The following is a 25,522-nucleotide window of genomic DNA, read 5'->3' on the forward strand; positions in this document are numbered from 1 at the left end:
AGGCTTGCCGCCTCCATCAAACACATGGTAGGCAGCAAGCCTTTTAATTTGTCCCTCTACAAGCTGGCCATCAAGCATGCCGCGGCTGCCGAGGAGACTGTCAATGGAATGAAAATCTCGAACGAACGCCTCGAATACCTTGGAGATGCCGTGCTCGGGGCTGTGGTAGCAGAGTTTCTGTTCATCAAATACCCATTTCGAGACGAGGGCTTTTTGACGGAAACGCGCTCGAGAATGGTAAACCGGGAGGCATTGAACCACATTGCCATCAAACTGGGCCTCAGCAAAATTATCGAAGAGGAATATCGTGGGAAAAACGTGGGAACACACAAGTCAATCTACGGCGATGCCCTCGAAGCGATGGTGGGCGCCGTTTACTTGGATCGTGGTTACGAGTTCTGCAAGAAGTTTATCCTTAGGCGTATCATCATCCATTTTGACTTGGACAGTATCATCAATACCACGACGAACTTCAAGAGCAAAGTCATCGAATGGTCCCAAAAAGAAAACAGCTCGGTTGATTTCAGGACTGTCTCCATCGATGGAAGCCAACGGTTCAAGGAATTTGTCGTTGAATTGCTCATCAACAATGAACCCGTGGCCACAGGCAAAGGCGCAACCAAAAAGAAAGCTGAACAGGAAGCTGCCAAAAACGCCTGCGAAATTCTGAACATAGCCGTTTAGAACAGTATATTTGAAATTCGGGTTTTCAGTTTGTATCCCTCTTTTTATGTCATCCATCAAAATCGCCTGTGCTACAGTAAACCAGACTCCTTTGGACTGGTCTGGCAATCTGGGCAGGATCATTGATTCCATCCAATATGCCAAGGAAAACAGCGTTCAATTGCTTTGTTTTCCGGAGTTGGCCCTCACGGGTTATGGAAGTGAAGATTTGTTTTTGAGCTATTGGTACCCCAAAAAGGCGCTCGCCCAACTGGAAAAACTAGTACCGCATTGCGCAGGCATCACGGTTGCCGTCGGATTGCCCGTCCGGATAGGAGACAAAGTATTTAATTGTGTCGCGGTTGTCGAAGATCAGCAAGTCAAAGGCTTCGTGGCCAAGCAGTTCCTCGCGATCGATGGCGTACATTATGAATTCCGTTGGTTTACGCCCTGGGAGGCAGGCAAAGTAATCTCCTTGGAATTCATGGGCGCAGCGGTTCCGCTGGGCGATATGATCTTTGAGAAAGAGGGGATAAAATATGGCTTCGAAATTTGTGAAGATGCATGGAGAGGAGATGTGAGGCCCGGATTCCGACTACGAGACAGGCAGGTTGATCTGATTTTCAACCCAAGTGCAAGCCATTTTGCGATGGGAAAATCAGTCCTCCGCGAAGATCTGATCAAACGGAGCTCCGAATTGTTCAATGCCACCTACGTCTATGTCAACTTGCTTGGCAACGAAGCCGGCCGGATGATCTTTGACGGGGAAATTCTCCTCGCCCATCAAGGAAAATTGATTCTCAAAAACCCCATTCTATCCTTTGAGGATTTCCAAGTGCTGACTTTCGACTTGAATCAGCAGAACCTCAATGCCCCCGAACTAAAGTCGGATTCCAATCTCAACTTGGAATTTGTGAAGGCTGCCAGTTTGGGCTTGTTTGACTACCTGAGAAAAAGCCGAAGCAAAGGATTTGTGCTTTCCCTCAGTGGCGGTGCAGACTCCTCCACGATTGCGGTCTTGGTTGCCGAAATGGTCCGCCGCGGAGTGGAAGAACTGGGTGTGGAAGCTTTTGTCAAAAAACTTGGCATTCCCCTGCAGGTAAAAAGCACCGATCCGGTCCGGGAAATCATCGGCCAAATATTCTTCACGGCTTATCAAGCGACCGAAAACTCGGGATTTTCGACCTACCAAAGTGCCAAAACCCTTTCGGAAAGCATCGGAGCCCAGTTTTTCCATTGGAAAATTGATGACGAAGTCCAGTCCTACACGACCAAAATCGAGAATGCCATCGGACGAAAACTCACTTGGAAAGAAGATGACATTACACTTCAGAATATCCAAGCAAGAGCACGTTCACCGATCATTTGGATGCTGGCAAATATCAAACACTGTCTACTCCTCAGCACGTCCAACCGCAGCGAAGGCGACGTAGGCTATGCCACCATGGACGGAGATACGAGCGGCAGCATTTCCCCAATCGCCGCAGTGGACAAGCATTTTATCCTGCAATGGCTCCAATGGGCAGAGAAAAATCTCAACTACCCCGCATTGAAAAAGGTGAACAGCCTCCAACCAACGGCCGAATTGCGTCCTGCGGAAAACCAACAGACGGATGAATCGGACCTGATGCCCTATGCCGTGATCGTGGAAATTGAGCGCTTGGCCATTAGGGACAGGCGATCACCATTGGATGTTTTTCTCATACTCAAAGAAGAACTCTCCATGGAACCAGCCGTACTTAAAGGCTACATCAAGAAATTTTTCCAACTTTGGTCGCGCAACCAATGGAAGCGGGAACGCCTCGCGCCTTCCTTCCATTTAGATGAATTCAACGTGGACCCAAAAACCTGGTACCGCTTCCCGATCCTGTCGGCGGGATACCGGGAGGAGTTGGAGGAACTGGAAAACTATTAAGAAAAGACACCCTTTGCTATCATGACACTACTATCGACGATACTTGACTACATAGTTTGGAGCCCCAACCCGGCGGTTATCCCCAGTTTTGAACGACTGCGCTGGTATAGCCTGCTGTTTGCTTTGGGCTTTATCATTTCGCAGCAGTTTATGTTCTATTTTTTCAGAAAAGAGGGGCAAGACGAAAAATTGGTCGACAAACTGACTGTTTACATGGTGTTGGCAACCATCATCGGCGCAAGGCTGGGGCATGTGCTTTTTTATGAACCTGAAAAATACCTCAGCAACCCGATCGATATCCTCAAGGTTTGGGAAGGTGGATTGGCAAGCCACGGTGCGGCAATCGCCATCTTGTTTGCCCTTTATCTGTATGCGCGGAAGGTCCCCACACAATCCTACCTGTGGGTAGTGGATAGAATCGTTATCGTGACTGCGATGACGGGAGCGCTCATTCGCCTTGGAAACCTGATGAACTCAGAAATCGGCGGTATGCCAACTGGCTCCGACAGCGGCTTTGTCTATGCACGTGACACAGAGGAAATCCTGCAAACACTCAAGATCCCCGTGGCCGAGGTAAATGCCTACAAGCCCGAAGACAGGGCACAGGAATTGACCGGGAATGGAATCGTTCCGGTGAATTTTGAAATCAGGATAGAAAAAGGCGGATACGCAGAAGATGACCTGAGGCGGGCCATCGAAACGGACGTAAAGTATGTCCTGACAAGGTTCAACAGTTCCCAAAAATACCTGTCCGAAAGTCCGGAAACGCCACTCAATTTTGATCTCAAGGACGAAGGGGAGCAATATGTGGCCACTATTCGGACTTTTGGCGTGGCACGCTATCCGACGCAAATCTACGAGTCGATCTCCTATTTCGTGATTTTCCTTGTGCTGCTTGGCCTTTGGTCCAAATACAAATCAAGGCTTCCCGATGGATTGTTGCTGGGGATGTTCCTCGTATCGGTATTTGGAATGCGCTTCGTATGGGAATACCTGAAGGAAAACCAAGTGGAATTCGAGGAAGGAATGTCACTCAATATGGGTCAATGGCTGAGTATCCCCTTGGTGGCGGCTGGATTGGTACTGATAATCTTGGCCTTGAAAAAGGGCTTCAAAAAAGAACTGCCTCAGGGTACCGGATCGTGACCATGACCACCCCAGGGGTGGCAACTTGCGATTCGCTTGATCCCCAACCAGCCACCTTTGAAAACCCCATGTTTGAGGATGGCCTCTTTGGTATATTGGGAGCAGGTGGGTGTGTAGCGGCAGCTTGAGGGAAACAGCGGCGAAATGAGGTATTGGTAAAACAATACGGGTAGGATGGCGATTTGGCGTAGGACCGATTTCAAGCGGATGGGTTTTATTCGTAAAGCCAAAACAATAGGGTAAAAGTTCAAGAAACGAGGGATTTGAAGCAGATTTTACGAAGACATATCCTAGTGATTTTTATACTGGCTTGGGTTTTTCCCCAAACGGGGAAACTATTTGCCCAAGACGATGATACAGAGGCGGACAGTGTGCAAAGCCCCGTCCCCAACAAGGTCACCGTCAACAACATTTTTGTCATCGGAAATGAGAAAACCAGAAAGAGCATCATCCTCCGTGAAATAAACGTCCAAACGGGAATCCAATACGATTGGGACCTTCTCATCGAATTGATAGAAGCCGATCAGAAAAAAATCTATAACCTTCAGCTGTTTAACAGCGTCGAGATCACGCCACTCTTTACCGAACCCGAACAAATTGAGCTCCTGGTATCGGTGACCGAACGCTGGTATATAATTCCCAACATCATCTTCAACCTCGCCGACAGGAACTTTGCCGAATGGTGGACCAACCAGGATAAGGACCTGTCCCGTGTAAATTTCGGAGCTCGTCTCATTCACAACAATGTGGGCGGCAGAAATGAAAAACTGCGGATTGGGGCCCAATTTGGATTCATCAGATCCTTCGAACTGCAATACAGCAAACCCTATATCGATAGAAAGCAGCGACACGGTCTGGCCTTCCAATTGACATACTTTACCCAAAAAAACCTGCAGGTAAAGTCAGAAAACAACAAACAGGTCTTCTACACCAATGAGGCCGAAGAAGTCTTGAGACAAAATTTTTCTACCTTTTTGAGGTACACCTACCGAGGAAGCTACTACAATTTCCACTTCGCCACGATTGGGTACAACAGGACGAAGATCAACGAGGATGTTTTTACCCAAAACCCAAACTACCTCCTAGGACTCGGCAACCAAATTGGTTACACCATTCTTGGATATACTTACCGACATGATGACCGCGATAATGTACAATATGCCACAGAAGGGGAAGTCCTAAACGCAAGCATTTTCAAATATGGGCTACTGCCCAACGACGCTATCAACGATTGGGAGATATCGCTGACAGCTGCCAAGTATTTCAAATTAAGCAATAGGTTTCACTTTGCCACAGGCTTGTCCGCCACGAGCTTTATCCAGCAAGCGCAGCCCTACACCCTAGTCAGAGGCATCGGATACAATCCCTACTTTGTAAGGGGATACGAATTGAACGTCATAGAAGGTCAGCAGGCGATCGTACAAAAAAATAGCCTCCGCTATAAAATCCTAGACCTAAGTTTCAATATCGGCAAAATCATGCCCTTGGAAGAGTTCTCCTATTTTCCGCTACGACTTTTTCTCAGCACCAATTTCGACCATGGCTTTGTCAATGACCGCAACAAAATCCCCTCCAATGCACGCCTGACCAATACCCATCTTTTTGGCTATGGAATGGGTTTGGACTTGGTGACTTTTTACGACATGGTTTTCCGATTTGAGTATTCTGTCAACAACCAAAACGAGGGAACCTTCTTCTTCAACTTCCGGGCGCCATTCTAAAAAGCCGATTTAAACGCTTAATATCGGAAACCTGATTTCATCTCGCACAGGCAAAAACTAAATTGCTTGTAAAACCCGCTCGACAATGAAATCAGGAGTTTGGATGGCCTGGCTTTTTGTATGCACTTGGACGGGCATCCAAGCCCAAAGCCCCTTGGAAGTATTCCCAAAAGGGGGCAGATCCATGGGAATGGGCAACGCCCACACAACCCTGGCAGATCCCTGGGCCATTTTCAACAATATCGGTGCGCTTGCAGAAATCAAGGAATCACAGGCTGCCTTTTCCTATGACCACCGCATGCAGCTCAACGAATTGAGCACGCTCGCTGCACTCGTGGCCATCAAAAAGAACCACTTTGCCTTTGGCATCGGTGTATCCCAATTTGGTGACAAGGACTTCTCCCAAAGCCAAGCAGGTCTGGGAATCGCCCATCGCTTGGGAATCGCGAGTATAGGACTGAAAATCAACTACTTTCAAACCCATGTAAACGGATATGGCACGGCGGGCGCCGCTGTACTGGAATTTGGCGGCTTGGCTGAACTCAGCCCGGTGGTGTTTTTCGGGGCACATGTGTACAATCCAACGATGGCATCATATGGCGGCGATTCCCCAGAGAAACTGCCCACGATCGTCAAGGCGGGTATCTCGTACCGGCCCAGCGACAAAGTCTCTGCTAATCTCGATGCCGAAAAGGATATCCTTCTTCCACCCCAGTTAAAAATCGGAGTTGAATACAGCATTCTCCAGAGACTTTGGCTAAGGGTCGGCTTCAACACCAATCCCGAGCGAGCATTTTATGGGATCGGTTTTCGTCCCCGAAGATTCCACATCGACTATGCCATGACGCAGCACCACAGATTGGGATTCACACACCATTTCTCCTTCTCCTATCTCTTTGTCAGGAAATGAAAGCCGCGGTCCTGTTATTGATTTGCTGTGGCCTCATTTTCCAACCACTCTCGGCGCAGACCTACCGCAAAGGGGAAATCAACCTGGAGAACTTCGTGGAAGAGCTTTTTGCGATGCAGCGGACGGATGCGGATTACGAGGACCTCTACGAAAGCCTTTTGCAGGTTTTCCTCAACCCCATCAATCTCAACAAAACCAGCCCGGAGGAACTAGGCTCGCTTTACATCCTGACACCTTCCCAAATCCACCATTTCTTCGAGCACCAGAGAAAAAATGGCCCAATGATCTCCCTGTATGAATTGCAGGCGATTCCGGAATTCGACCTGGAAACCATTTACAAAATCCTGCCTTTTGTCGAGCTGGAGGACAATGGGAACAGGACTGTTCCATTCTTGACCAGAGTCGGCCAAACCAAAGACGCTTATCTCATCGTGCGGCAAAACAGGGTCTGGCAGACAAGAAAGGGCTATACACCTCCAGATACGCTCAGCAATGGCAATCTCAGCAGCCGCTATATCGGAGACCCCAACAACCTCTACCTGCGCTTTCGTATGCAGCATGGAAAGGATTTCAGCTTTGGATTCACCTTGGACAAAGATCCCGGCGAACAATTCCTATGGCAACCCAAAACGCAACAGTATGGCTTCAATTTTTTCTCCTACCATTTTAGCATCTACAACCGTGGCAACCTCAAATCCCTCAGCATAGGGGATTTCCAATGGCAGTTTGGTCAGGGATTGGTATATGGCGCAGGATTCTCTGTGGGCAAAGGCGCTGAAACGATCACTACCACGCGCCGCAGCAGCATTGGGCTTCGTCCCTACACGGCTGCCATGGAATATGGCTTTTTTCGCGGAGTATCTGCTTCATACCAACTTGGGCCGGTCCTTGCAAGTGTCTTTGCTTCCAAAGCCCCCAGGGACGGCAACATCCAGGTGGCAGATGAAGAGGAAGACAACCAGCCATTCATCAGCTCGCTGCCCACCTCAGGATTACAAAGAACACCCACCGAGTTGGCCTACCGCAGACAAGCCAAGGAAACGAACCTTGGCGCCAACATCCATTGGATGGACAAAAGCAGGCGTCTGCAAATTGGAGTCAATACGCTTTGGACTCAATTTAGCCAGCCGATACAAAAAAAGCCCCAACTGTACAATCAATTTGAATTTGCGGGAAAAGAAAACCACGTCCATAGCGCCTACTTTTCCATTAATCTCCAAAACCACCTGATTTTCGGCGAAACGGCCGTTTCACAAAGCGGAGGAAAAGCCGCGGTTATCGGAATGATGAGCAGCCTACACCGAAGCTTATCGCTTTCGTTTCTCTGGAGAAATTTCGAGCGCAACTTTCACAGCTTCTATGGGAACTCATTCTCGGAGGGAAGCCGCCCGATCAATGAAAGCGGCGTCTACACAGGCATTCATTTCAAGCCCAATTCCAAATTCTCCTGGTCTCTATACTACGATTATTTCAAATTCCCATGGCTGAAATACCGGGTCTATAGCCCTTCACAAGGTCATGAATGGCTCGCACGCCTCCAATACACCCCATCCAAGAAGATACTCCTTTTCCTGCAGATCAGGGAAGAATCCAAGGCCCGAAACATCTCCCTGCTTCCAGGTTTTCAATCCACCTACCAACTTGCCCAAGGCTCCAAGTTCAACTACGTCTTTAACCTCGACTATGGAATCGACAAAATCTGGAGCATCAAAACCCGCGTCATGGGCAGCACATTCGCGTTTAACGGACAGACAACCCAAGGTTTCGCCATCTCCCAAGACCTGAATGCGGACTTTGGCCGATGCAGGCTTTCAAGCAGGATTGTCCTGTTTGACACCCAGGATTATGACAACAGGCAGTTCATCTACGAGCGGAATGTGCTGTGGGCATTCTCGATCCCGGCGCTACAAGGACAAGGGATGCGGTATTACCTCTTGGCACAATACAAAATCAGCCCAAAGTTCGTGATCTGGGCTCGCTGGGGAAGCACGGTTTTCACCGACCGCGAGACAATCGGCAGCGGCCTTCAGGAAATACAAGGCAACACCATCACCGAGACCACCATTCAGCTGCAATACCTCTTCAACCGATAATTTCCATTATTGGTACAGAGCCGATCGGCATTTTTTGATAATTTCCACCAACAAACCACCATACCCATGAATCAAAAATTACTCTTGTTGCTGGTCTGCTGCACGATCTCGGTACAAGCTGCTTTTTCCCAAGCCATCGACAAATCCAATTGGCTCAGAAAAGAGGGATTTGTGACCATCCTGACCGACGAAAACAAAGGAAAGGTCTACCTGGAAATCAGCCGTCTGGACTCGGAATTCCTCTACGTAAACTCCATGCCCGCAGGAATCGGCTCCAATGACATCGGCCTCGACCGCGGCCAACTTGGACGCACCCGCATCGTCGAGTTCAGAAAAGCAGGGAACAAGATCCTGCTTGTCCACAAAAACTACGACTTCCGCGCCTACAGTGACAATCCCGCCGAAGTGAAATCCGTGAAAGATGCTTTTGCAGAATCGGTGCTTTGGGGTTTTGATATTTTGGAACAAGCTGGCGGGAAATACATAGTAGACGGTACGACTTTTTATCTCCAGGATGCCCATATGGTGGGGGAAAGACTGGGAGGAGCGCGGCAGGGCACCTATCGTCCAGACCCTTCCCGAAGTGCCATCCACTACCCGATGACAAAAAACTTCCCAAAAAACACAGAAGTGGAAGCCATCGTCACGCTGACCGGAACGCCTACGGGAGGTTATATCCGCTCGGTCACCCCTTCCCCTGAGGCTGTGACCGTGAGGCAAAGACATTCTTTCATCGAATTGCCCGGACCGGGCTACACGCCGAGGGAGTTTGATCCAAGGTCCGGTTATTTCCACATCGACTACATGGATTTCACGACGCCCATCGGAGAACCCATGGTGAAAAGGTATATCTCTAGGCATCGCTTGGAAAAGAAAAACCCAGAGGCTGAAATCTCCGAGCCGGTAGAACCAATTGTCTATTACCTCGATCGCGGTACACCCGAACCTGTCCGATCTGCATTGTTGGAAGGTGGAAACTGGTGGGCACAGGCCTTTGAGGCGGCAGGATTCAAGAATGCCTACCGCGTCGAACTCATGCCCGAGGACGCCGACCCCATGGATGTCCGCTACAACGTAATCCAATGGGTCCACCGGTCGACAAGGGGCTGGTCCTACGGTTCTTCTGTCAGGGACCCTCGCACGGGAGAAATCATCAAAGGTCAGGTCACTTTGGGAAGCCTGCGGGTAAGACAGGATTTTCTGATCGCACAGGGACTTTTGCAGCCTTTCGAAGATGGTAAGCCGAAGAATCCAAAGATGCTGGAAATGGCTTTGGCGAGACTGAGACAATTATCTGCCCACGAAATTGGACATACCCTTGGATTGGCGCATGCCTATGCCTCTTCGCCCACCAATAGGGCCTCCGTCATGGATTATCCCTATCCGGTAATTTCCATGGATGGTTCAGGCAACATCGACCTGTCCAACGCCTACGACAACAAAATCGGCGATTGGGATAAATGGGCAATCACGTATGGCTATGCAACGGTCCCGAATGGACAAGACGAGAAAGTATTTTTGGACAAAATCCTCGAGGATACCTACAGCGCAGGGCATACCTTCATTTCAGACGCAGACTCTAGGGCAGCAAGCGGCAGTCACCCGACTTCCCACCTGTGGGACAATGGTGCCTCGGCAAGCGAGGAACTCCTCCGATTGATGAAAATCCGGGAAACGAAGCTCAAAAGCTTCGGACTCAATGCCCTTCCCGATGGTCAGCCCGAGGCATTGTTGGAGGAAGTAATGGTGCCGCTTTACCTCATGCACCGGTACCAAATCGAAGCGACAAGCAAACTCATCGGTGGCGTAGACTATACCTACAAGGTCAAAAGAGACAACCAACCCGTGCAGTCCCGACTGGACGCGGTCAAGCAAATGGCCGCATTGAACGCCATGCTTGCAGCCATAAGACCAGAGAATTTGGCTGTTCCTGAGCAGATATTGGCCTTGATTCCGCCCCGACCCATGGGATATGAAAGAAACCGGGAAACCTTCCCCTCCAGAAATGGGCTCAACTTTGATCCGCTGGCTCCCGGAGAAAACATCGTGGACCACAGCTTTTCCTTCCTTTTCGAGTCGAGCCGCGCCAACAGGCTTCACCAGCAAAAGCTATTCGATGCGAATCTCCCCTCGTTCTCCGAGGTGTTGAACAAAACAGTGGATGAGGTTTTCAACCGAAGCTACCAAGCGGATTACCTGTCCGAAATCAACCTGATGACCCGGAATAGATTGGTGGACCACCTGATGAACCTGGCAAAGGATTCGAATACCACCGCACCGGTAAAAGCCATCACGAGGGCTAAACTCTCAGAAATCGCATATTGGAACCAAAACGAAAAAACCGCCGATACAAAAAGCAGCACTGCCAAAGAAAATTCAGATAGCTTCAAAAGATACCTGGCACAAAAGATCAATGTTTTCCTACAAGACAAGGAAGAATTCAAAATTCCCGAAATGCTGAAAATCCCGGACGGCGCGCCGATTGGAAGCACGGACTTGAGTTGCGACTTCGAATATTAGCAGAAAGAAGGCTGGTGATTTGCCAGCCTTTTTCTTTACCATATTAAAGCAAAGAGTAGAATCCCCTCAATGCTCCCCGTAGGTCTTCTCTCCTGCTTCGATCGCTAGCTCAAGAATATTCTGCTTCGGAGGCAAGGGACAGGTCGCATAAGGTGTGAAAACACAAGGCGGATTGTAGGCCTTGTTGAAATCAATGATGACCTCATCGCCTTCGACAGGCTTTTTCACATACAGGTACCTACCTGCACCATAGGTCTCCGCCCCCGATGTTTGGTCTGCGATGATGAGATACAACTCGTCCTCCGCATCCAATGCATCAATTCTGAATGTTTTCCCCTCCTTTTCAAACTCCAAATACCCTGGGGAGGGATTGGGGGTCGTCTGTCCGAGGACATTGGTAATCATGATGTCCTTTTGGGGCACATAGGGTACAAATTTGGCCTTCACCCTCCATTCCAAATTCACAGGATACCTTTCAATGCCATGGAAGTCCATCACCGCAGGTGACTCCAAATCACGGATCCGCACACCATAGGCATCTGCCCGTTTGATAATTGTCCAGCGCAGGGTTTGGTATTGCAGGTTTGCATTCAGTTTTTGCTCCTCATCAAAAATCAAGGTCTTCCCTTCGATCGCAACAGAATCCGCCATGACTCCCGCGACGGACGGTACGAAATAGACTTCCCCAGCCTCAAGCAGGAAGTCACCCAACATCCCCTGAATCTTATCTGTGTTCAACCTGACGGTAGCTGAGGAATCGGTTCCAAAGGAATTGGTCCCCTCCTTCAGCCATTCCAAACCAATCAGGTTGAGCCAGCCATTTTCCTTTTTGAGGGAAGTCACACGGTTTTGGTACCATTCCTCCACCTCTGTTTGATGGGTTGCCGCGTCTATTTCAAGGCCCGATTCGGAGGACTTTCCACAACCGAAAAGGAAAAAGAACAATACAAAAACAAGGTTCAAATACCGAAATGCCATAGATGGATAGGTTTACCGGGGAAATTTAGAACCTTTCGCAGAATATTTTCAACCAGCTGTCAATTTCTGTATCGAGGTCCCACCAAACATGCAATCCCACTTTCATAAATCCCGGATGCTGGCTATATTCCAAAAACAAAACCCGAAAACCATGCAGACCCGATCCCGCTACCTATTGTTGCTCCTCTTTTTACTCGGCCCATTTTGCCTGCAGGCCCAGACTGGTATAGGTGTAAAAAAGGAAAAAGGCGCCATCCAACTCTTCGACGGAAGCCGAAAATCATTGGACAAGAATTGGAAGTATTGGGAAGGTCCGCGCTTCAAGGCCCAAATGCCCATCAAATGGGAAATCGTACCGGACCCGGTAGACAAGGGTACAGCCGTCAGCAGCAACGACCCAGCTGCAGCAGGTGGGCTTTATGGGGCCGCGGACATTGTCACAATTCAGGAGTTCAGGGATTTTCGCCTACACGTAGAGTTTTTGGTGCAAAATGAAGGCGGAAACTCCGGCGTATACCTCCAAAACCGCTACGAGATCCAAATCCTCGACGGTGACTATGGCCTTCACGGGATGGCTGCCATCATCAATGAACACTTGCCTACCGTCAAAGCATACAATGGCGTCGGAAAATGGAATGCCTATGACATCCATTTCAAAGCGGCTCGATTTGAGAACGGAAAACTAACGGAAAAGGCTCGTGTCACCATCTATTTCAACGGTCAAAAAATCCATGAAGACAAAGAAATCCAGCAAGTCTGGGGCGGGCCCAACTCAGGTATTGACGGAGGAAACGACAAAGGCAAAGGCATCACGGATAGACCGGGTGGCATCAAGCTACAGGCAGAAGGACACAATGTGCTCTACCGCAACATCTGGATCAAGGAAGTCAATTTGGACGGAAAAGGAACTGACTTTTAAGCCAACATATCTAGGGTGGTCCAGTTTTTCCTTTCGGAAAAAGTATGAATTTGAGACATGGATCCATTTCAAATAATTCCAAAAAATTTAACTTTAATTCTGTCCACCCAGCTAAAATCAATACGCTACACGCCTAAGGGCACAAAAAAACCTGAGCTTCAAAACTCAGGTTTTTTTATGCCATTAAGCACCTTCCCGTTAGAAAAACCGAATCAGACGTACCCTGTGGTATTCACTCTTATTTCTTGACGTTTGTTCTCCAGTGATAAAAGACATCACGCAAGCTGCGTTTGCATTTGTTTCACAAGAGCTCCAATATTCCTCTACTGAGAAACCACCAATTTTGTCTCGGTTATCATATAGGTAATTCATTTCTTTCAAACTCGGCATAAACCAATCTTGCTGCCCGGTCGCCGCCCTGAATTCAACTGCCAATTTTGCAGCGACGGTCCCATCATTGTTGGGATGACATTGGGTTGGATTGGTATAATAATTAGGCAATGCATCATGCCATTCAACAACCCGCTTCGTATTATCCCTACCTCGACCAAGTTCCGGCGAAGTACCCGTAACCCGAGTCCCTTGACAACCCCATTGGGCTTCAAACACCTGATCGGTCGGCGCTACAACTATTCCATGGGTTTCGCCAAGTACGTAAAACGGTTCGCCGGGCTGAAACACATGCGCGACAATCCCACCCTCATACACTTCACCGACTTCGATTTCAAGCTGTGCTGGCTCTTCCTTAACACATGCTGTCATTGCAAATTGAACAATAAGCATGGAGGCCAAAAAATGGATGGTTCTTCTATTCTTCATAACTCAACTAATTCTAGGGCGATCAATTACCGTCAAAGTTATTTGTTTTCACATAATTTATTTCAAGTTCATTGAAAATATTTCGGAAATAGGGGAAAAAAGGGAGTTTACCCACCCAATTCGCCAAATCCTTTGTATTATTTCGACGGTTGTCCGTGCGAAGAAAATCCTACCACAGTTACTTCTGATTGCAGCCGGCAATCAAACATCCCACTTGAAATGGCGCATCCGATAACACTGCTTGGCGATATGACCGAGCTTCGCGGAAAGCTTGTAATTGGCGACCGCACCTACGGGTGCTCCAATAATGGGTATCAGCTGCACCAACTTTGCCAAATCCAAATAGTCCCGGTATTCCAACTGAAAGTCACGCCAATCAAAATCGGATGTTTCTGGCGGCAAACCCGCCACGTACTCATCCCAATTTTCGATAATGCCAATCGTCCGGTTCCTGGAATGCTGACTCGAAAATGTAATCTTAAAGACATAGAGGATATACAATCGCTCCTCAAATTTCCTCACATCATAGCCGTAGGCAGCCGCAATCTCAAACAACATTTTCATCTTGATGGTAAGAAAAGCGGGAAAATCCGCCAAGCCCAGCAAGATTCCCCCTGCCCCAGTAACCGCACCCTCTACGGAGGCAGTATTCTGATAAATCCGAATAATCTTCTCTACCTTCGCCTCCCTTTGCTGCAGATTCAGGCCCTGCAAGGGAGCGGGCGTTATAAACTTGGTTCCCAACAAAACTCCTTTGACCATTTTTTCGATCGCATAAGTCACGACCTGATGGACTTTCTCGGGTATCAATTCATTGATGCCGGATTGCGTGATCTTGGTCAAACGACTCAGAAAAGCCGGTTTCTGCTTGTTTTGGGCCAACCATGCGCTCATCTCGGCCATTGCCTTTTCCTCGTAAAAAGGATCCTGTACAAAACTGTCGGTCAATGTTTCTGCCATACCACTAACAACGAAAAATCCCCTGCTAAGGTAATCCAAGGCTTGGGAATTTTTAACCTAGACCGCAACAAAGATTCAAAAACGCTCCCTTTCCCTTACGACCAACAACCAACCATCTCCCAATTCCACATAACCATATTCAAAACAATAAATATAGGTACTCCCCTTCCAATTCGTAAAAGTATGGGTATGATAAGTGAAGCAATAGCCCAAACGGACCAATTTATCCTTTGGAACCTTCACCTTCTCTACGCCGTCGGCCACGATACTCTCTAGGATATTGCGGTTAAGTTTGAGATAGTTGATAACATTCCTAACCATTGGACTATCACAATTCCGCTTTTGGTTGTTAAAACTGTTGCGGCAGTAGTCGTCGCAAAACTTCTTGTCCGCCCTTCCGTGGATCAGTTTGCCACAATAATGACAATTTTTCTTTACAAGGAACATAGGAATAAAAGCAAACGGGATTAAAAAAAAGCACTAAGAGTAAATCTAATAGAACTAACTTTAAATTGCAACGCCTTATAGTGAATATTTTTGAAAAATTAGGCAAAAAATTAACATACCCCATTTCACTGGTTTTGTTTTAGGTTGAAATCAATCAACCTACTGAAACATAGTGCTTTGAATAACCTATCCTAGGGCTTCAAATGCTTTTTCAAAAAATCCACAGTTGCCTGATTGACCAAGACCAGATTGGTAAACTTCATCCAATGGTGGCTATCATCCGGAATCATCAAGTACTCGAACGGCATCTTCTTTTCCTCAAATCTCCTCACCAAATCGGTCGTCTGTGACACTTGGACATTGCGGTCGTCGTCACCATGGATAAATAATACCGGGGACTTCCATGTATCCAGATAGGCCAAGGGGGACGAAAACCAAGCCGTACGCACCGCTTTCTCAAAATCCGGCGCCTTCTCATAGCCTTCGGGCATTTCCAATCTCGTGCTCAGGTTGTGTACTCCATGAATATCTACGCCCACTTTGAACAAATCCGAATCCTTACCCAAAGCCAGGGCTGTCAAATACCCACCATAGGACCCACCATAAATTCCGATTCTGGCAGAATCCACCTGCGCCAAGCCAGCCAAATACTCCCCGGCCGCCTTTACGTCCAGGTACTCCTCGGCGCCTTGCCAATAAGTCCTTGGTGCTTTGTGAAACTCATATCCATACCCAATTCCCAATCGAAAGTTGACAGCCAAAACCACAAAACCCATCTCCGCAAGGTATTGGTTGATCGCATAGGTATTGGAATAATAATCCCCATAATGCCAGCCCAAGAGCATCTGCCGCTGCGGCCCTCCATGGACAAAAAGTACCGCAGGCTTTTTGGCAGGCCCTCCTTCCTTCTCGAAAAGCTGTCCATGGATTTTCATGCCGTCCGATGAGGTGAAAACCACCTGTTTTGGCTTTACCAAGAATGCGCTTGGAAAATCACCCGGCAACAATTCCTTTCCAATCAATTTGGGAGTCCTGGTTTTCAAATCCAGCAGTGTAGGCATCAAGGGCCGCTGATGGTCCGCCGACAAATAGGCCAAGGTACCCAAATCGGAAAGCACCACAGGGATCGCTTCAATGCCCTCACCCGCTGTGACCATACTCATCGATCCATCCAATATCGAAACCATCCCGATATGCCTGCGGTCGATATCTTCGGCCAGATTTCCGGTATTGGCTGAGAAAACCAGAGATTTGCCATCGGGCGACAATTGGATATGCTCCACCATAAAATTCCCTTTGGTCAGTTGGCGCGACGGGCCTACCTCCGCATCCATGGCATACAGATTGGGCCATCCATCCTCGTAGGACAAATACACGATCTTGTTATCAGCGGCCCAGTGGAGATTGAATCCCCCATGGGTGGTAGGCACCGAACCACGCAGGGTCTCCGGGGATTTCCATCTTTTTCTTCCGACTCCGGAAGGCACATCCGCCACCCAGATTTCCCAAGGGCTGTGTCTTTGTACCAACAGCGGAAGTTCCTCCCCTTTTCCACCCGGCAACCTCACAAATGCCAATCGATCGCCTTCAGGTGACCACCTTGGACTCACATCCCGGCTAAAGGAAGGACTGATCCATTTAATTTGACTCCCACCTTGGGTGAATACCCCAATGAGGGAATGTGTAGTGCGGTTCGCCACAAAAGCCAAAGATTTCCCATCGGGTGACCATTGCAGCGAATGTGCACTTCCCTTTACCTCAAAAAGCTGCTGCGGACTCCCCCCTGCCAATGCCGCCGACCAGACTTGCCGATTCTTGATGAATGTGATTGTTTGATTATCCGGTGAAATCACAGGCTCATCGCCTTCCCCAACGAGCTCCGGCTTTCCGGCCGGCAAGGAAATCTTCCAAATCTGTACCTTGGGCATCATCAATTCCTGTGAAGGATTGATCCCGATGTTGTAATCCCAATTGCTGCCATGTTCGCCTCCACGTACGAAAACAAGCCATTTTCCATCGGGGCTGAATTGCATGCTGCTGATCTCCTGACCGTCGTCATTGCCAAAGGCAGTGAGCCTTTTGGCTGAGAAATCAGGTCCCTGTGCCAGATAGATATTCCTTATCCCCTTTTCGTTCGCTGCCCAGGCCACAGCTTGATTTGTCGGCGAGGCAATCAACTCGGTAGGAAACGGATAGGAAGAAATCTGCTCCATGGTAAAGGACTGAGCATGGACTGATCGGGAAATCACGAGGGATAGGAAGCAAACAAGCAGCAATCTGGTCATGGCATTCTAGGTTGTTCAGTACAATTTATGGAAATCCAAGGCAAAAAAAAACCGGAGCCATTGCCCCGGTTTGCCATGCTCATTAAGGCAAAGATCTCTGTTTGGGTGAGCTAGCTGAAAGCGGGAAATTTCGTCCGAAAAAAAACAAGACAGGCCAAGGGTCATTATATTCAATTCCCGAACTATTCTTTAGTGTCTGCGAATAATTTTTATACGCTTGAGATCTGAAAGGCACCAACAATCCAAAATCCCAAAAAGCTCCTTCGTTCCTGGCGGAATTTACCCTAAAACCCAATCCAGCTGAAGGTCCATTGAATGAATAGTTTCTGTAGTCTGATCCCTCGAAGACTACCACCGTATTGTAGCCGTACATGCCAGTTACCAGAAATTCTGTTCGTTTTTTACTGGGAAAAATATATTGCGCCCCAAAATTGGTACCGAAACCTACCAGATTGTAGCCACCACCTGCAAAAAGCGTAAACTGGTCGGCCGGATTGACGCTCATCTTCATGCCAAGCCCACCATAAGGCAAGCCAATTCCGACACCAAGGGTTGATTCCCCCTTGGATGAGCCAAGATTCTGCGCGAATACCGTTACAGGATATCCAAATAAAACACAAAGACACAGAACAAGTTTGACCAGATTTCTAACCATAACAATATTAATTTAATTGGAGTATGAATTAGTTGTAAAAGTAGAAAATACATCCAGCCAGTCAAGAATCTTGGAGAAAAAATGATTTTATGGAAATCATAAAAAAAAAGCCACCCAAATCACTTCAGGTGGCTTTTAAGAGGTTTCTTTAAACCTATTATTTATGTACAGTCACAGTGACTTTTTCTACTTTCTTACCGTCTTCGTAGGTAACTTTTTTCTCGAGACTTCTTCGGCGAGATTCCAAAATAATCGCCTCCATCAGGCCGGCAATTAGGTGAGCACTATTTATCCCACCAAATTCTATCCAACAAGCCGACGGAGGGTACATTTTTCCCATTTCTGCTGATTTCAGAATCAGGATATTGTAGTCTTCGGATAAACTGGCCACCAAGGTCGGGATTTATGTTGTCGGGGATGGTCATGTCTTTGTAGGCATAATCAAACCTCCTGGCATCATTCCAAGTCTCTGGGTGAAGAAATGTGGCGATCCACTTTTCCTTGAAAATATCATTGACTGTAAAAGCATCAACGCCCATGCCAACCGAGGGATGGTCCAAATAGTTCTGGACATCTCCAGGCGTCACGCCTAACATTTGCATATGGGCCCTAATCCCATCCAAATAGGCTTGATATGCACCTGCCTTATTGGCACCAAGGTTCGCTTCTGCCTCGATGAACTTCAACTCGGCAAAGGTCATGATCAATACAGGACCCAGCCTACGGGTATAATATTGCTCTGGAATCAAGGTGGATCTGGCGCCGCGCTCAGGAGCATTTCCCCGACCCGCTCCATTGGGCACGCCGACAAAGTCTCCTGTGGCTGTGGTACCAACCATCAAAGGCAGCCTCGGGTCAAAAATCGGGTAGGAAGTTCCATCCAAAGCCTCGATAAACTGGCTGGATATCCAACCACCAAGAAGTAGGTTCTGGTTATTGATCGCCACCTGTGCCCATGGATTGAATCGTTGGGAAAAGAAATCCATCTTCGCGTCATCCCCGTTATTTTGAAAACCTGCGGCGACAGCAGCCAACAGCACACCGCGATCATACCCTGGCGTATGAATCAGGTATCGGGCTTTTAGCGAATTTGCGAACCTTATCCACTTTGGAATGTTTCCCCCATATATAAAGTCATCAGCACGTATTGTCACGGCTGAGGTCTTGTTGAAATTCGAGATCGCCTGGTCCAACAGTGCAATAATTTCCGTGTATAGCTCTTGGTCACTGTCGTACTTCGGAGTGACCGTTGTAAACCTAAATCCTTCAGAATACGGTGCCGACCCCCACATATCCACGACCATACCTAAATTGAGCGCCATAAGTGTCTGACCTGCAGCAAGGTAGTGGTTGGCGTCAAGTCGCTCTGCTTTGTCCATCAAGTCAGTCAAATCTGACATCACGGAATAAAATGATCCCCATGTACCACTGAAATCCAGGGGCTCCATGATATCGGTGGAAGATGCTGGATTGGGTGAGGCGAGGTGCTGCACGTAGGGTGAAGTAATATTTCCGGCTCGCTGTACATTCAGGGTCGTCTCCAGTATAGTGTTCGTCAGTAGCCCAGTAATGGGAGCATCGGTCGGATTATTCGGATTTTCGTTGACATCCAGCCAAGTCTCGCAGGAACCAAGGAAAATCATCATTAATGCCACTACTAAGACATTTAGTTTTTTAGAATTTTTCATGATCATGCGTGTTTAGAATCCAAGATTAACTGTAAAAAAGAAACTTTGAACACCAGGGAAGCCAAGTCCCGTGAGACCAACGGCGTTCCCACCTGCGCCCGCGCTAAAGGATTCCGGATCGAAACCATCCCAAGGGGTGTACAGAATGATGTTGTTCGCAGCCAATGAGAGCCTGAGTGAATTGATAAATGTCCCATCCAAAAGATTTGGATCAAAATTGTATCCCAAGCTGATGTTCCGCAGCTTGACAAATTTGGCATCCTGAACAAAGTTCTCACTGACCGTTCGATAGGTATTCCTGTAGAATCCAGCGCCATAGTTTCGCCCGTCCGGACCAACTCCCTGACCTAACCAGACCTCCTGGGAATTGCGACTCCCATCGGACAAGACGCCGTCAAACACACGGGTATCATTTCGATCATTGGTGTATTCGTTAAGACCAAATGCCGACATAAAGTTGTCAAACTGGTTGTATTGCTGTACACCAAATCTCCAGTCAATCAGGAAAGAAAGGTCCCAATTACCGTATTTAAAATCATTCCGTATACCGCCGATCCACTTTGGAATTGCATTCCCAAGAACCAATTGGGTACCATCCCTCACGGGAAAACCATTCGCCCCAATGACGACAGGCAGGCTGCGATCCAAAATTGTGGTGCCTTCTGGCCTCCCGCCGGCATAATACCGCTGGTAGGAGCTACCATAGATATCTCCATAGGGTCTCCCTTCGACAAGTTTCATGGTGACCGTACTGCCTACGTACCCAAACTGACTTCCAACAATGATTTCTTCAATACCCTCCCTGATCGCGACAACGCGGTTATCGTTATATGAAAGGTTGAAGTTGATGTTCCACGCAAACTTTGATTTCGTAACGGGGGATGTTCTCAAAACCAATTCAACCCCCTCGTTTTGAATCTCTCCGGCGTTTGTGACATAGGCCGAAAATCCAGTTGCGTTTGACACGGGAACAGGTATAATTTGATCCCGGGTATTATTCTTGTAATAGGCTATGTCTACATCCAACTTATTGTTGAATAGACCAACCTGCGCGCCAAACTCGAAGGATGACGTACGCTCCGGCTTGAGATTCGGATCCCCGAATGTTCCGAATCGTGTGAATCCCACCTGGTTGTTGAGCGGATAAACCGAAGGCGTCACATAGGTCGCCCCAAGCAAATGGGGATCAGTATCTTTTCCAACTTCCGCATAAGAAGCCCTTACCTTTCCATAGGAAATCCAGGAAGGCAGGTCAAAGGTCTCCGAGAACAAATAGCTTAGATTGAAGGAAGGATAGAAAAAGGAGTTGTTTTCCTTGGGCAGCGTAGAAGAAATGTCATTCCTCCCCGTCACATTGAGAAATACGGTTCCGCGATAATTCACGGTCAAATCACCATAGAATCCTACGAGTCTCCTTATGCTCTTTCCTTGATCGCTGAAAACCTGCCTCGTGTTGCTGAGGTTATAGAATCCAGGAATAACAAACTCATTTCCAAGTGAGCTCAACCTATCAAATCTCCGCTGGAAAATATCATTCCCAAATCGAAGCGTCGTGCCCCAATTTTCATCCCATTGCTTCTGCATGCTGACGATAAAGGTGGAGGTAAGGTCGCTGCTATTGATCCGAATCTCACGAATAAATCCAGTAGCGCTCAAGGGTACTTCGCCATCTATTCCCATTGGACCCGGCGTGATCTCAGTCCTACTATCGGAATAGCTGTCTGTACCCAGACGGTAGGTAAAGTTCAACCAATCCAAGGGCCTGTAATTGAATGTGACGTTGCCAATAATTCTGTTCACATTGTCCTCAAATGTGCTGAAACGGGCGTCATAAATCGGATTCGTGTTGGACCCATATGTCTTCATGGTTCCATTGGGATTGATATAATCCCTAACATCCTGCGTCTCCGCCCAATACACCAGTCGCTCCATGAAACGATCATGGGGGACCCGATTGCCTCCCGAATTGATATAATTCAGTGAACTAGAGAAATCAAACTTAGGAGATACTTTGATTTGACCATTGATTTTTGCAGTAGTCCTCGCCCACTCACTGAATGGCATGATTCCTTGGTGGTCAAATCTACCGAATGAACCAAAGAACGTCGCATTCTCATTACCCCCCGAGACACTCACGCTGTTGTTGAGCTGCACGCCGGTATCAAATGCGCGGTTCCAGTTGTCCTGGTATTTGTGTTCGGGATTGGTTTTGGCAACCTCTGATATCGGGGCTCCCCAAGCTGGCCAAAAACTGGTCGGATCAAAAACGCCACTGAATCCTTGTCCATAGGTACTCTGCAGCCGTGGCAAGCGATTCAAATCCTCTATGCCCACTGAAGAGGATATATTGACTGCCGTTGTGCCGGCTTTCCCCTTCTTCGTGGTGATGATCACGGCACCATTGGCAGCGCGAACCCCATACAGCGCGGTAGCCGCGGCACCTTTCAATACAGACACGGATTCGATATCGTCAGGATTGAGGTCGGCAACCCTGTTGGACATTCCCCTTGGCGTTCCCGGGGATTCCGCGGTCGAATTGTCTATCTGGATCCCATCCACAATAAACAACGGTTGGTTGTCCGCACCCGGATTGAGAGAGGTGACACCCCTGATAATTATCCGGGCACTTTGGCCAGGAGCACCACCCGAATTGGTGACTTGGACACCAGCGATTTGTCCCTGCAGCGCATTCACCAGATTGGGCTGCTTTGTCCTTACGATATCTTGGTTGTCGATACGCTGTACAGCATATCCAAGCGTCTTTTTGTCTTGCTCTATGCCAAAGGCAGTCACCACCACCTCTGATAGCTGCTCTGTGTCAGACTCCATGGCCACATTGACGGTCGATTGGTTGCCGATCTGGACCTGTTGTTCCTTGAAACCGATAAAGGAAAAAACCAAGACATTCCGGCCTTCCGGAACACTGATAGTATAGTTGCCATCAATGTCCGAGACCGTTCCCACATTGGTGTTTTGTACTAAAATAGTTACGCCCGGGAGCGGCTGACCATCGTCTTTCACGGTTACTTTCCCACCGACCGACCGCTGGGCCCAAGTAGGTATTGCCCAAATGGTCAACAAACAGAAAATCAATAAAAACGTAATTCTTTTCTTCATAGCGATTTTTTTAAAGGATTGAAAATTCACGAGTTAATTCCCGGATTTACCGGACCACCAGAACTGGCTTTTTTGTCCTGCTCGAAAATCCACATGTGATAATTTGATCTAGTTAGGAGTATTCTTCATATGGTAAAATTTAGAGTTTACGATTGAATATAGACAAAAATAAAAACATAATGAAATTTTATTATGTAAAAAATACCAAAACAATACATTTATTCTGATTTATTGAATATTTTGAAATTAGTTTTCAAAATAATTAATTTCTCAGGAGATAATTTTAAAAAATTGAAAATCATAAAATAAAACCTTCTTTTTCGATATCGGACACATCGGTCAAAAAGCAAGGCCCAATGTCAAAAATAAAAAAGCCACCCAAATCGCTTCAGGTGGCTTTTTTTTTGGTTTTTTCAAACAATTATTTGTTCACAGTCACAGTGACTTTTTCAACTTTCTTACCGTCTTCGTAGGTAACTTCTTTCTTGATGTCGACATTCTCCTTGGAAGCATGGGTATGTGCCCCGCCATCTGAAATATGTGGTGCAATGATCAAAGCCACAATCGAAGTCAATTTGATCAGGATGTTCATGGATGGACCAGAAGTATCCTTAAATGGATCACCAACGGTATCGCCAGTCACGGAAGCCTTGTGGGCATCAGAACCTTTGTACTCCATCTTGCCATTGATCTCCACACCTTTTTCGAAGGATTTCTTCGCATTGTCCCAAGCACCACCAGCATTGTTCTGGAAAATACCCATCAACACGCCCGAAACGGTAATACCTGCCAACAAACCACCCAACACCTCAGGACCGAAGGCAAAGCCTACGATCATTGGCGCCAACAAAGCAATTGCACCTGGCATGACCATCTCGCGGATAGATGCTTTGGTAGATATCTCCACGCATTTCTCGTACTCAGGCTTGGCCTTGTACTCCATGATGCCCGGAATCTCGCGGAACTGCCTTCTTACTTCATTCACCATGTCCATGGCTGCACGGCCTACCGCCGCAATCGCCAAAGAAGAGAAGATAAACGGAATCATCGCACCGACAAACAAGCCAGCCAATACATCCGCCTTGTAGATATCGATCGAGTTGATACCCGCCAAGCCAACATAAGCAGCAAACAAAGCCAAAGCCGTCAAAGCCGCAGAAGCAATCGCAAAGCCCTTTCCTGTCGCAGCCGTGGTGTTGCCCACGGCATCGAGGATATCTGTTCTTTCACGGACTTCTTTTGGCAATCCGGACATTTCGGCGATACCACCGGCATTGTCGGCAATAGGTCCAAAAGCATCAATCGCCAACTGCATCGCAGTCGTCGCCATCATACCTGCCGCAGCAATAGCGACACCATAAAGTCCCGCGGCCAAGAAAGAACCATAAATACCAGCCGCCAAGACCAAAATTGGAATCACGGTGGACTCCATACCGATGGACAAGCCACCGATGATATTGGTCGCATGGCCAGTAGAAGACTGCTTGATGATGGAATTTACGGGACGTTTGCCCATGGCTGTGTAATACTCAGTCACCGCACTCATCAAAGCACCCACGATCAAACCGATCACCACGGCACCGAATACACCCATTTTGGTAAAGGCAATAGAACCACCTCTTGAAAGCACCAATTCGCCTTCAGGAAGCATGTAGTCTATTAAGAAGTAAGAAGCAGCTACTGTCAAGAGGATGGAAATCCAGTTTCCTTTGTTGAGGGCAGCCTGTACACTGTCAGTATCTTTGCTGATTTTCACAAAGAATGTAGAGATGATGGAGAAGAGCAAGCCCATTCCAGCAATCACCAAAGGCAACAATACGGGAGCAATCCCACCAAAATTATCGTTGGACACGATCTCACGGCCCAAAACCATGGAAGCCAAAATCGTCGCTACATAAGAACCGAACAAGTCAGCACCCATACCAGCCACGTCACCTACGTTGTCACCCACGTTGTCAGCGATTGTCGCAGGGTTTCTTACGTCGTCTTCAGGAATACCTGCTTCCACTTTACCCACCAAGTCAGCACCTACGTCGGCAGCCTTGGTATAGATACCGCCACCCACACGGGCAAACAAAGCGATGGACTCAGCACCAAGTGAGAAACCCGCCAATACTTCCAAGGCAGTCGCCATGGCTGCACCATTGACATCACCACCAGTGGAGACTACAAATACATTATAAAACACGATGAAAAGCGAGCCCATCCCGAGTACAGCCAAACCTGCAACGCCAATACCCATCACCGAACCCCCGGTAAAGGAAACGTTCAAGGCATCTTTCAAGGATGTTTTCGCGGCTTGGGTGGTACGCACGTTGGCTTTGGTGGCAATGTTCATTCCCAAATAGCCTGCGAATGCGGAAAGAACCGCACCGATCACAAAAGATACTGCAATCACAGGGGAGGAATGCTCCACAAGTGTGCCCGACCAGGCCAACAAAATTGCGGCGATTACCACAAAATAGGCGAGAATCTTCCATTCTGCCCTTAAAAATGCCATGGCGCCTTTGGCAATATGACCTGCCAGTTCAGACATGTTGCTGTCGCCGGCGTCCTGTTTGGTTACCCAGGCAGATTTGACCGCCATCACGATCAAACCGATAATCCCCATCAAAGGGACCACATATACAAATGATTGTTCCATAAACTATTTTGAGTTTACCCTGATTTTTTTAATCCGACAAAG

General features: G+C 47.8%; 18 protein-coding genes. 8 read left to right on the forward strand and 10 right to left on the reverse strand.

Annotation, left to right across the window (positions count from 1 at the left end; all coding sequences use genetic code 11):
- Window positions 1-24 precede the first annotated feature (24 nt).
- From rnc to L0U89_RS04275, 3 genes are read left to right on the forward strand one after another with little or no spacing between them, the layout of a single operon-like run.
- Window positions 25-684 (forward strand): ribonuclease III, encoded by a 660-nt coding sequence (rnc, locus tag L0U89_RS04265; RefSeq protein ID WP_008629504.1) that lies wholly within the window; start codon window positions 25-27, stop codon window positions 682-684.
- Between the two features lie 46 nt (window positions 685-730).
- Window positions 731-2,578, forward strand: coding sequence for an NAD(+) synthase (nadE, locus tag L0U89_RS04270; protein WP_234860389.1), 1,848 nt, complete (start codon window positions 731-733; stop codon window positions 2,576-2,578).
- A gap of 21 nt (window positions 2,579-2,599) precedes the next feature.
- Window positions 2,600-3,724, forward strand: a complete 1,125-nt coding sequence (locus tag L0U89_RS04275; RefSeq protein ID WP_234860390.1) for a prolipoprotein diacylglyceryl transferase — start codon at window positions 2,600-2,602, stop codon at window positions 3,722-3,724.
- On the opposite strand, the gene yidD is transcribed toward L0U89_RS04275, so the two are convergent.
- Window positions 3,706-3,927, reverse strand: a complete 222-nt coding sequence (gene yidD, locus L0U89_RS04280; RefSeq protein ID WP_008629510.1) for a membrane protein insertion efficiency factor YidD — start codon at window positions 3,925-3,927, stop codon at window positions 3,706-3,708. The two genes, L0U89_RS04275 and yidD, sit on opposite strands and share 19 nt — an antisense overlap.
- Window positions 3,928-3,987: 60 nt before the next feature.
- Here yidD and L0U89_RS04285 point away from each other — a divergent pair, with 60 nt between their 5' ends.
- The 4 genes from L0U89_RS04285 to L0U89_RS04300 all read left to right on the forward strand — a co-directional run bounded on the left by L0U89_RS04285 (window position 3,988) and on the right by L0U89_RS04300 (window position 10,968).
- A complete protein-coding gene (locus L0U89_RS04285; RefSeq protein WP_234860391.1) occupies window positions 3,988-5,445 on the forward strand; it encodes a POTRA domain-containing protein in 1,458 nt (485 codons plus the stop codon).
- Between the two features lie 85 nt (window positions 5,446-5,530).
- Entirely contained in the window at window positions 5,531-6,355 is an 825-nt protein-coding gene (locus tag L0U89_RS04290; protein WP_234860392.1) for a PorV/PorQ family protein, read from the forward strand.
- On the forward strand, window positions 6,352-8,448 hold the full coding sequence (locus L0U89_RS04295) for a helix-hairpin-helix domain-containing protein (RefSeq protein WP_234860393.1): 2,097 nt from the start codon (window positions 6,352-6,354) through the stop codon (window positions 8,446-8,448). The genes L0U89_RS04290 and L0U89_RS04295 overlap by 4 nt, the downstream gene beginning before the upstream one ends.
- Window positions 8,449-8,514: 66 nt before the next feature.
- Window positions 8,515-10,968 (forward strand): zinc-dependent metalloprotease, encoded by a 2,454-nt coding sequence (locus L0U89_RS04300; protein WP_234860394.1) that lies wholly within the window; start codon window positions 8,515-8,517, stop codon window positions 10,966-10,968.
- A 66-nt stretch (window positions 10,969-11,034) separates the two neighbouring features.
- On the opposite strand, the gene L0U89_RS04305 is transcribed toward L0U89_RS04300, so the two are convergent.
- Window positions 11,035-11,946 (reverse strand): DUF1684 domain-containing protein, encoded by a 912-nt coding sequence (locus L0U89_RS04305; protein WP_234860395.1) that lies wholly within the window; start codon window positions 11,944-11,946, stop codon window positions 11,035-11,037.
- Window positions 11,947-12,097: 151 nt separating this feature from the next.
- On the opposite strand from L0U89_RS04305, the gene L0U89_RS04310 reads away from it, so the two are divergent.
- The gene (locus tag L0U89_RS04310; RefSeq protein WP_234860396.1) at window positions 12,098-12,865 is read left to right on the forward strand and encodes a 3-keto-disaccharide hydrolase; all 768 of its coding nucleotides are present in this window, start codon (window positions 12,098-12,100) and stop codon (window positions 12,863-12,865) included.
- Between the two features lie 198 nt (window positions 12,866-13,063).
- Here L0U89_RS04310 and L0U89_RS04315 read toward each other — a convergent pair whose 3' ends face one another.
- The 8 genes from L0U89_RS04315 to L0U89_RS04350 all read right to left on the reverse strand — a co-directional run bounded on the left by L0U89_RS04315 (window position 13,064) and on the right by L0U89_RS04350 (window position 25,480).
- Entirely contained in the window at window positions 13,064-13,684 is a 621-nt protein-coding gene (locus L0U89_RS04315; RefSeq protein ID WP_234860397.1) for an Lcl C-terminal domain-containing protein, read from the reverse strand.
- A gap of 201 nt (window positions 13,685-13,885) precedes the next feature.
- Window positions 13,886-14,683 (reverse strand): EcsC family protein, encoded by a 798-nt coding sequence (locus L0U89_RS04320; RefSeq protein ID WP_234860398.1) that lies wholly within the window; start codon window positions 14,681-14,683, stop codon window positions 13,886-13,888.
- A gap of 36 nt (window positions 14,684-14,719) precedes the next feature.
- Window positions 14,720-14,965 (reverse strand): hypothetical protein, encoded by a 246-nt coding sequence (locus L0U89_RS04325; RefSeq protein ID WP_008629526.1) that lies wholly within the window; start codon window positions 14,963-14,965, stop codon window positions 14,720-14,722.
- A gap of 317 nt (window positions 14,966-15,282) precedes the next feature.
- On the reverse strand, window positions 15,283-17,376 hold the full coding sequence (locus L0U89_RS04330) for a S9 family peptidase (protein ID WP_234860399.1): 2,094 nt from the start codon (window positions 17,374-17,376) through the stop codon (window positions 15,283-15,285).
- A gap of 82 nt (window positions 17,377-17,458) precedes the next feature.
- Window positions 17,459-18,031, reverse strand: coding sequence for a hypothetical protein (locus L0U89_RS04335; RefSeq protein ID WP_234860400.1), 573 nt, complete (start codon window positions 18,029-18,031; stop codon window positions 17,459-17,461).
- Between the two features lie 284 nt (window positions 18,032-18,315).
- Window positions 18,316-19,719: a SusD/RagB family nutrient-binding outer membrane lipoprotein gene (locus L0U89_RS04340; RefSeq protein WP_234860401.1), complete on the reverse strand. Its 1,404-nt coding sequence runs from the start codon at window positions 19,717-19,719 to the stop codon at window positions 18,316-18,318.
- 12 nt (window positions 19,720-19,731) lie between these two features.
- A complete protein-coding gene (locus L0U89_RS04345; protein WP_234860402.1) occupies window positions 19,732-22,836 on the reverse strand; it encodes a SusC/RagA family TonB-linked outer membrane protein in 3,105 nt (1,034 codons plus the stop codon).
- A gap of 421 nt (window positions 22,837-23,257) precedes the next feature.
- Window positions 23,258-25,480, reverse strand: a complete 2,223-nt coding sequence (locus L0U89_RS04350; RefSeq protein WP_234860403.1) for a sodium-translocating pyrophosphatase — start codon at window positions 25,478-25,480, stop codon at window positions 23,258-23,260.
- Window positions 25,481-25,522 lie beyond the last annotated feature (42 nt).

Source organism: Mariniradius sediminis (assembly GCF_021491425.1).
Classification (GTDB): Bacteria; Bacteroidota; Bacteroidia; order Cytophagales; family Cyclobacteriaceae; genus Mariniradius; species Mariniradius saccharolyticus.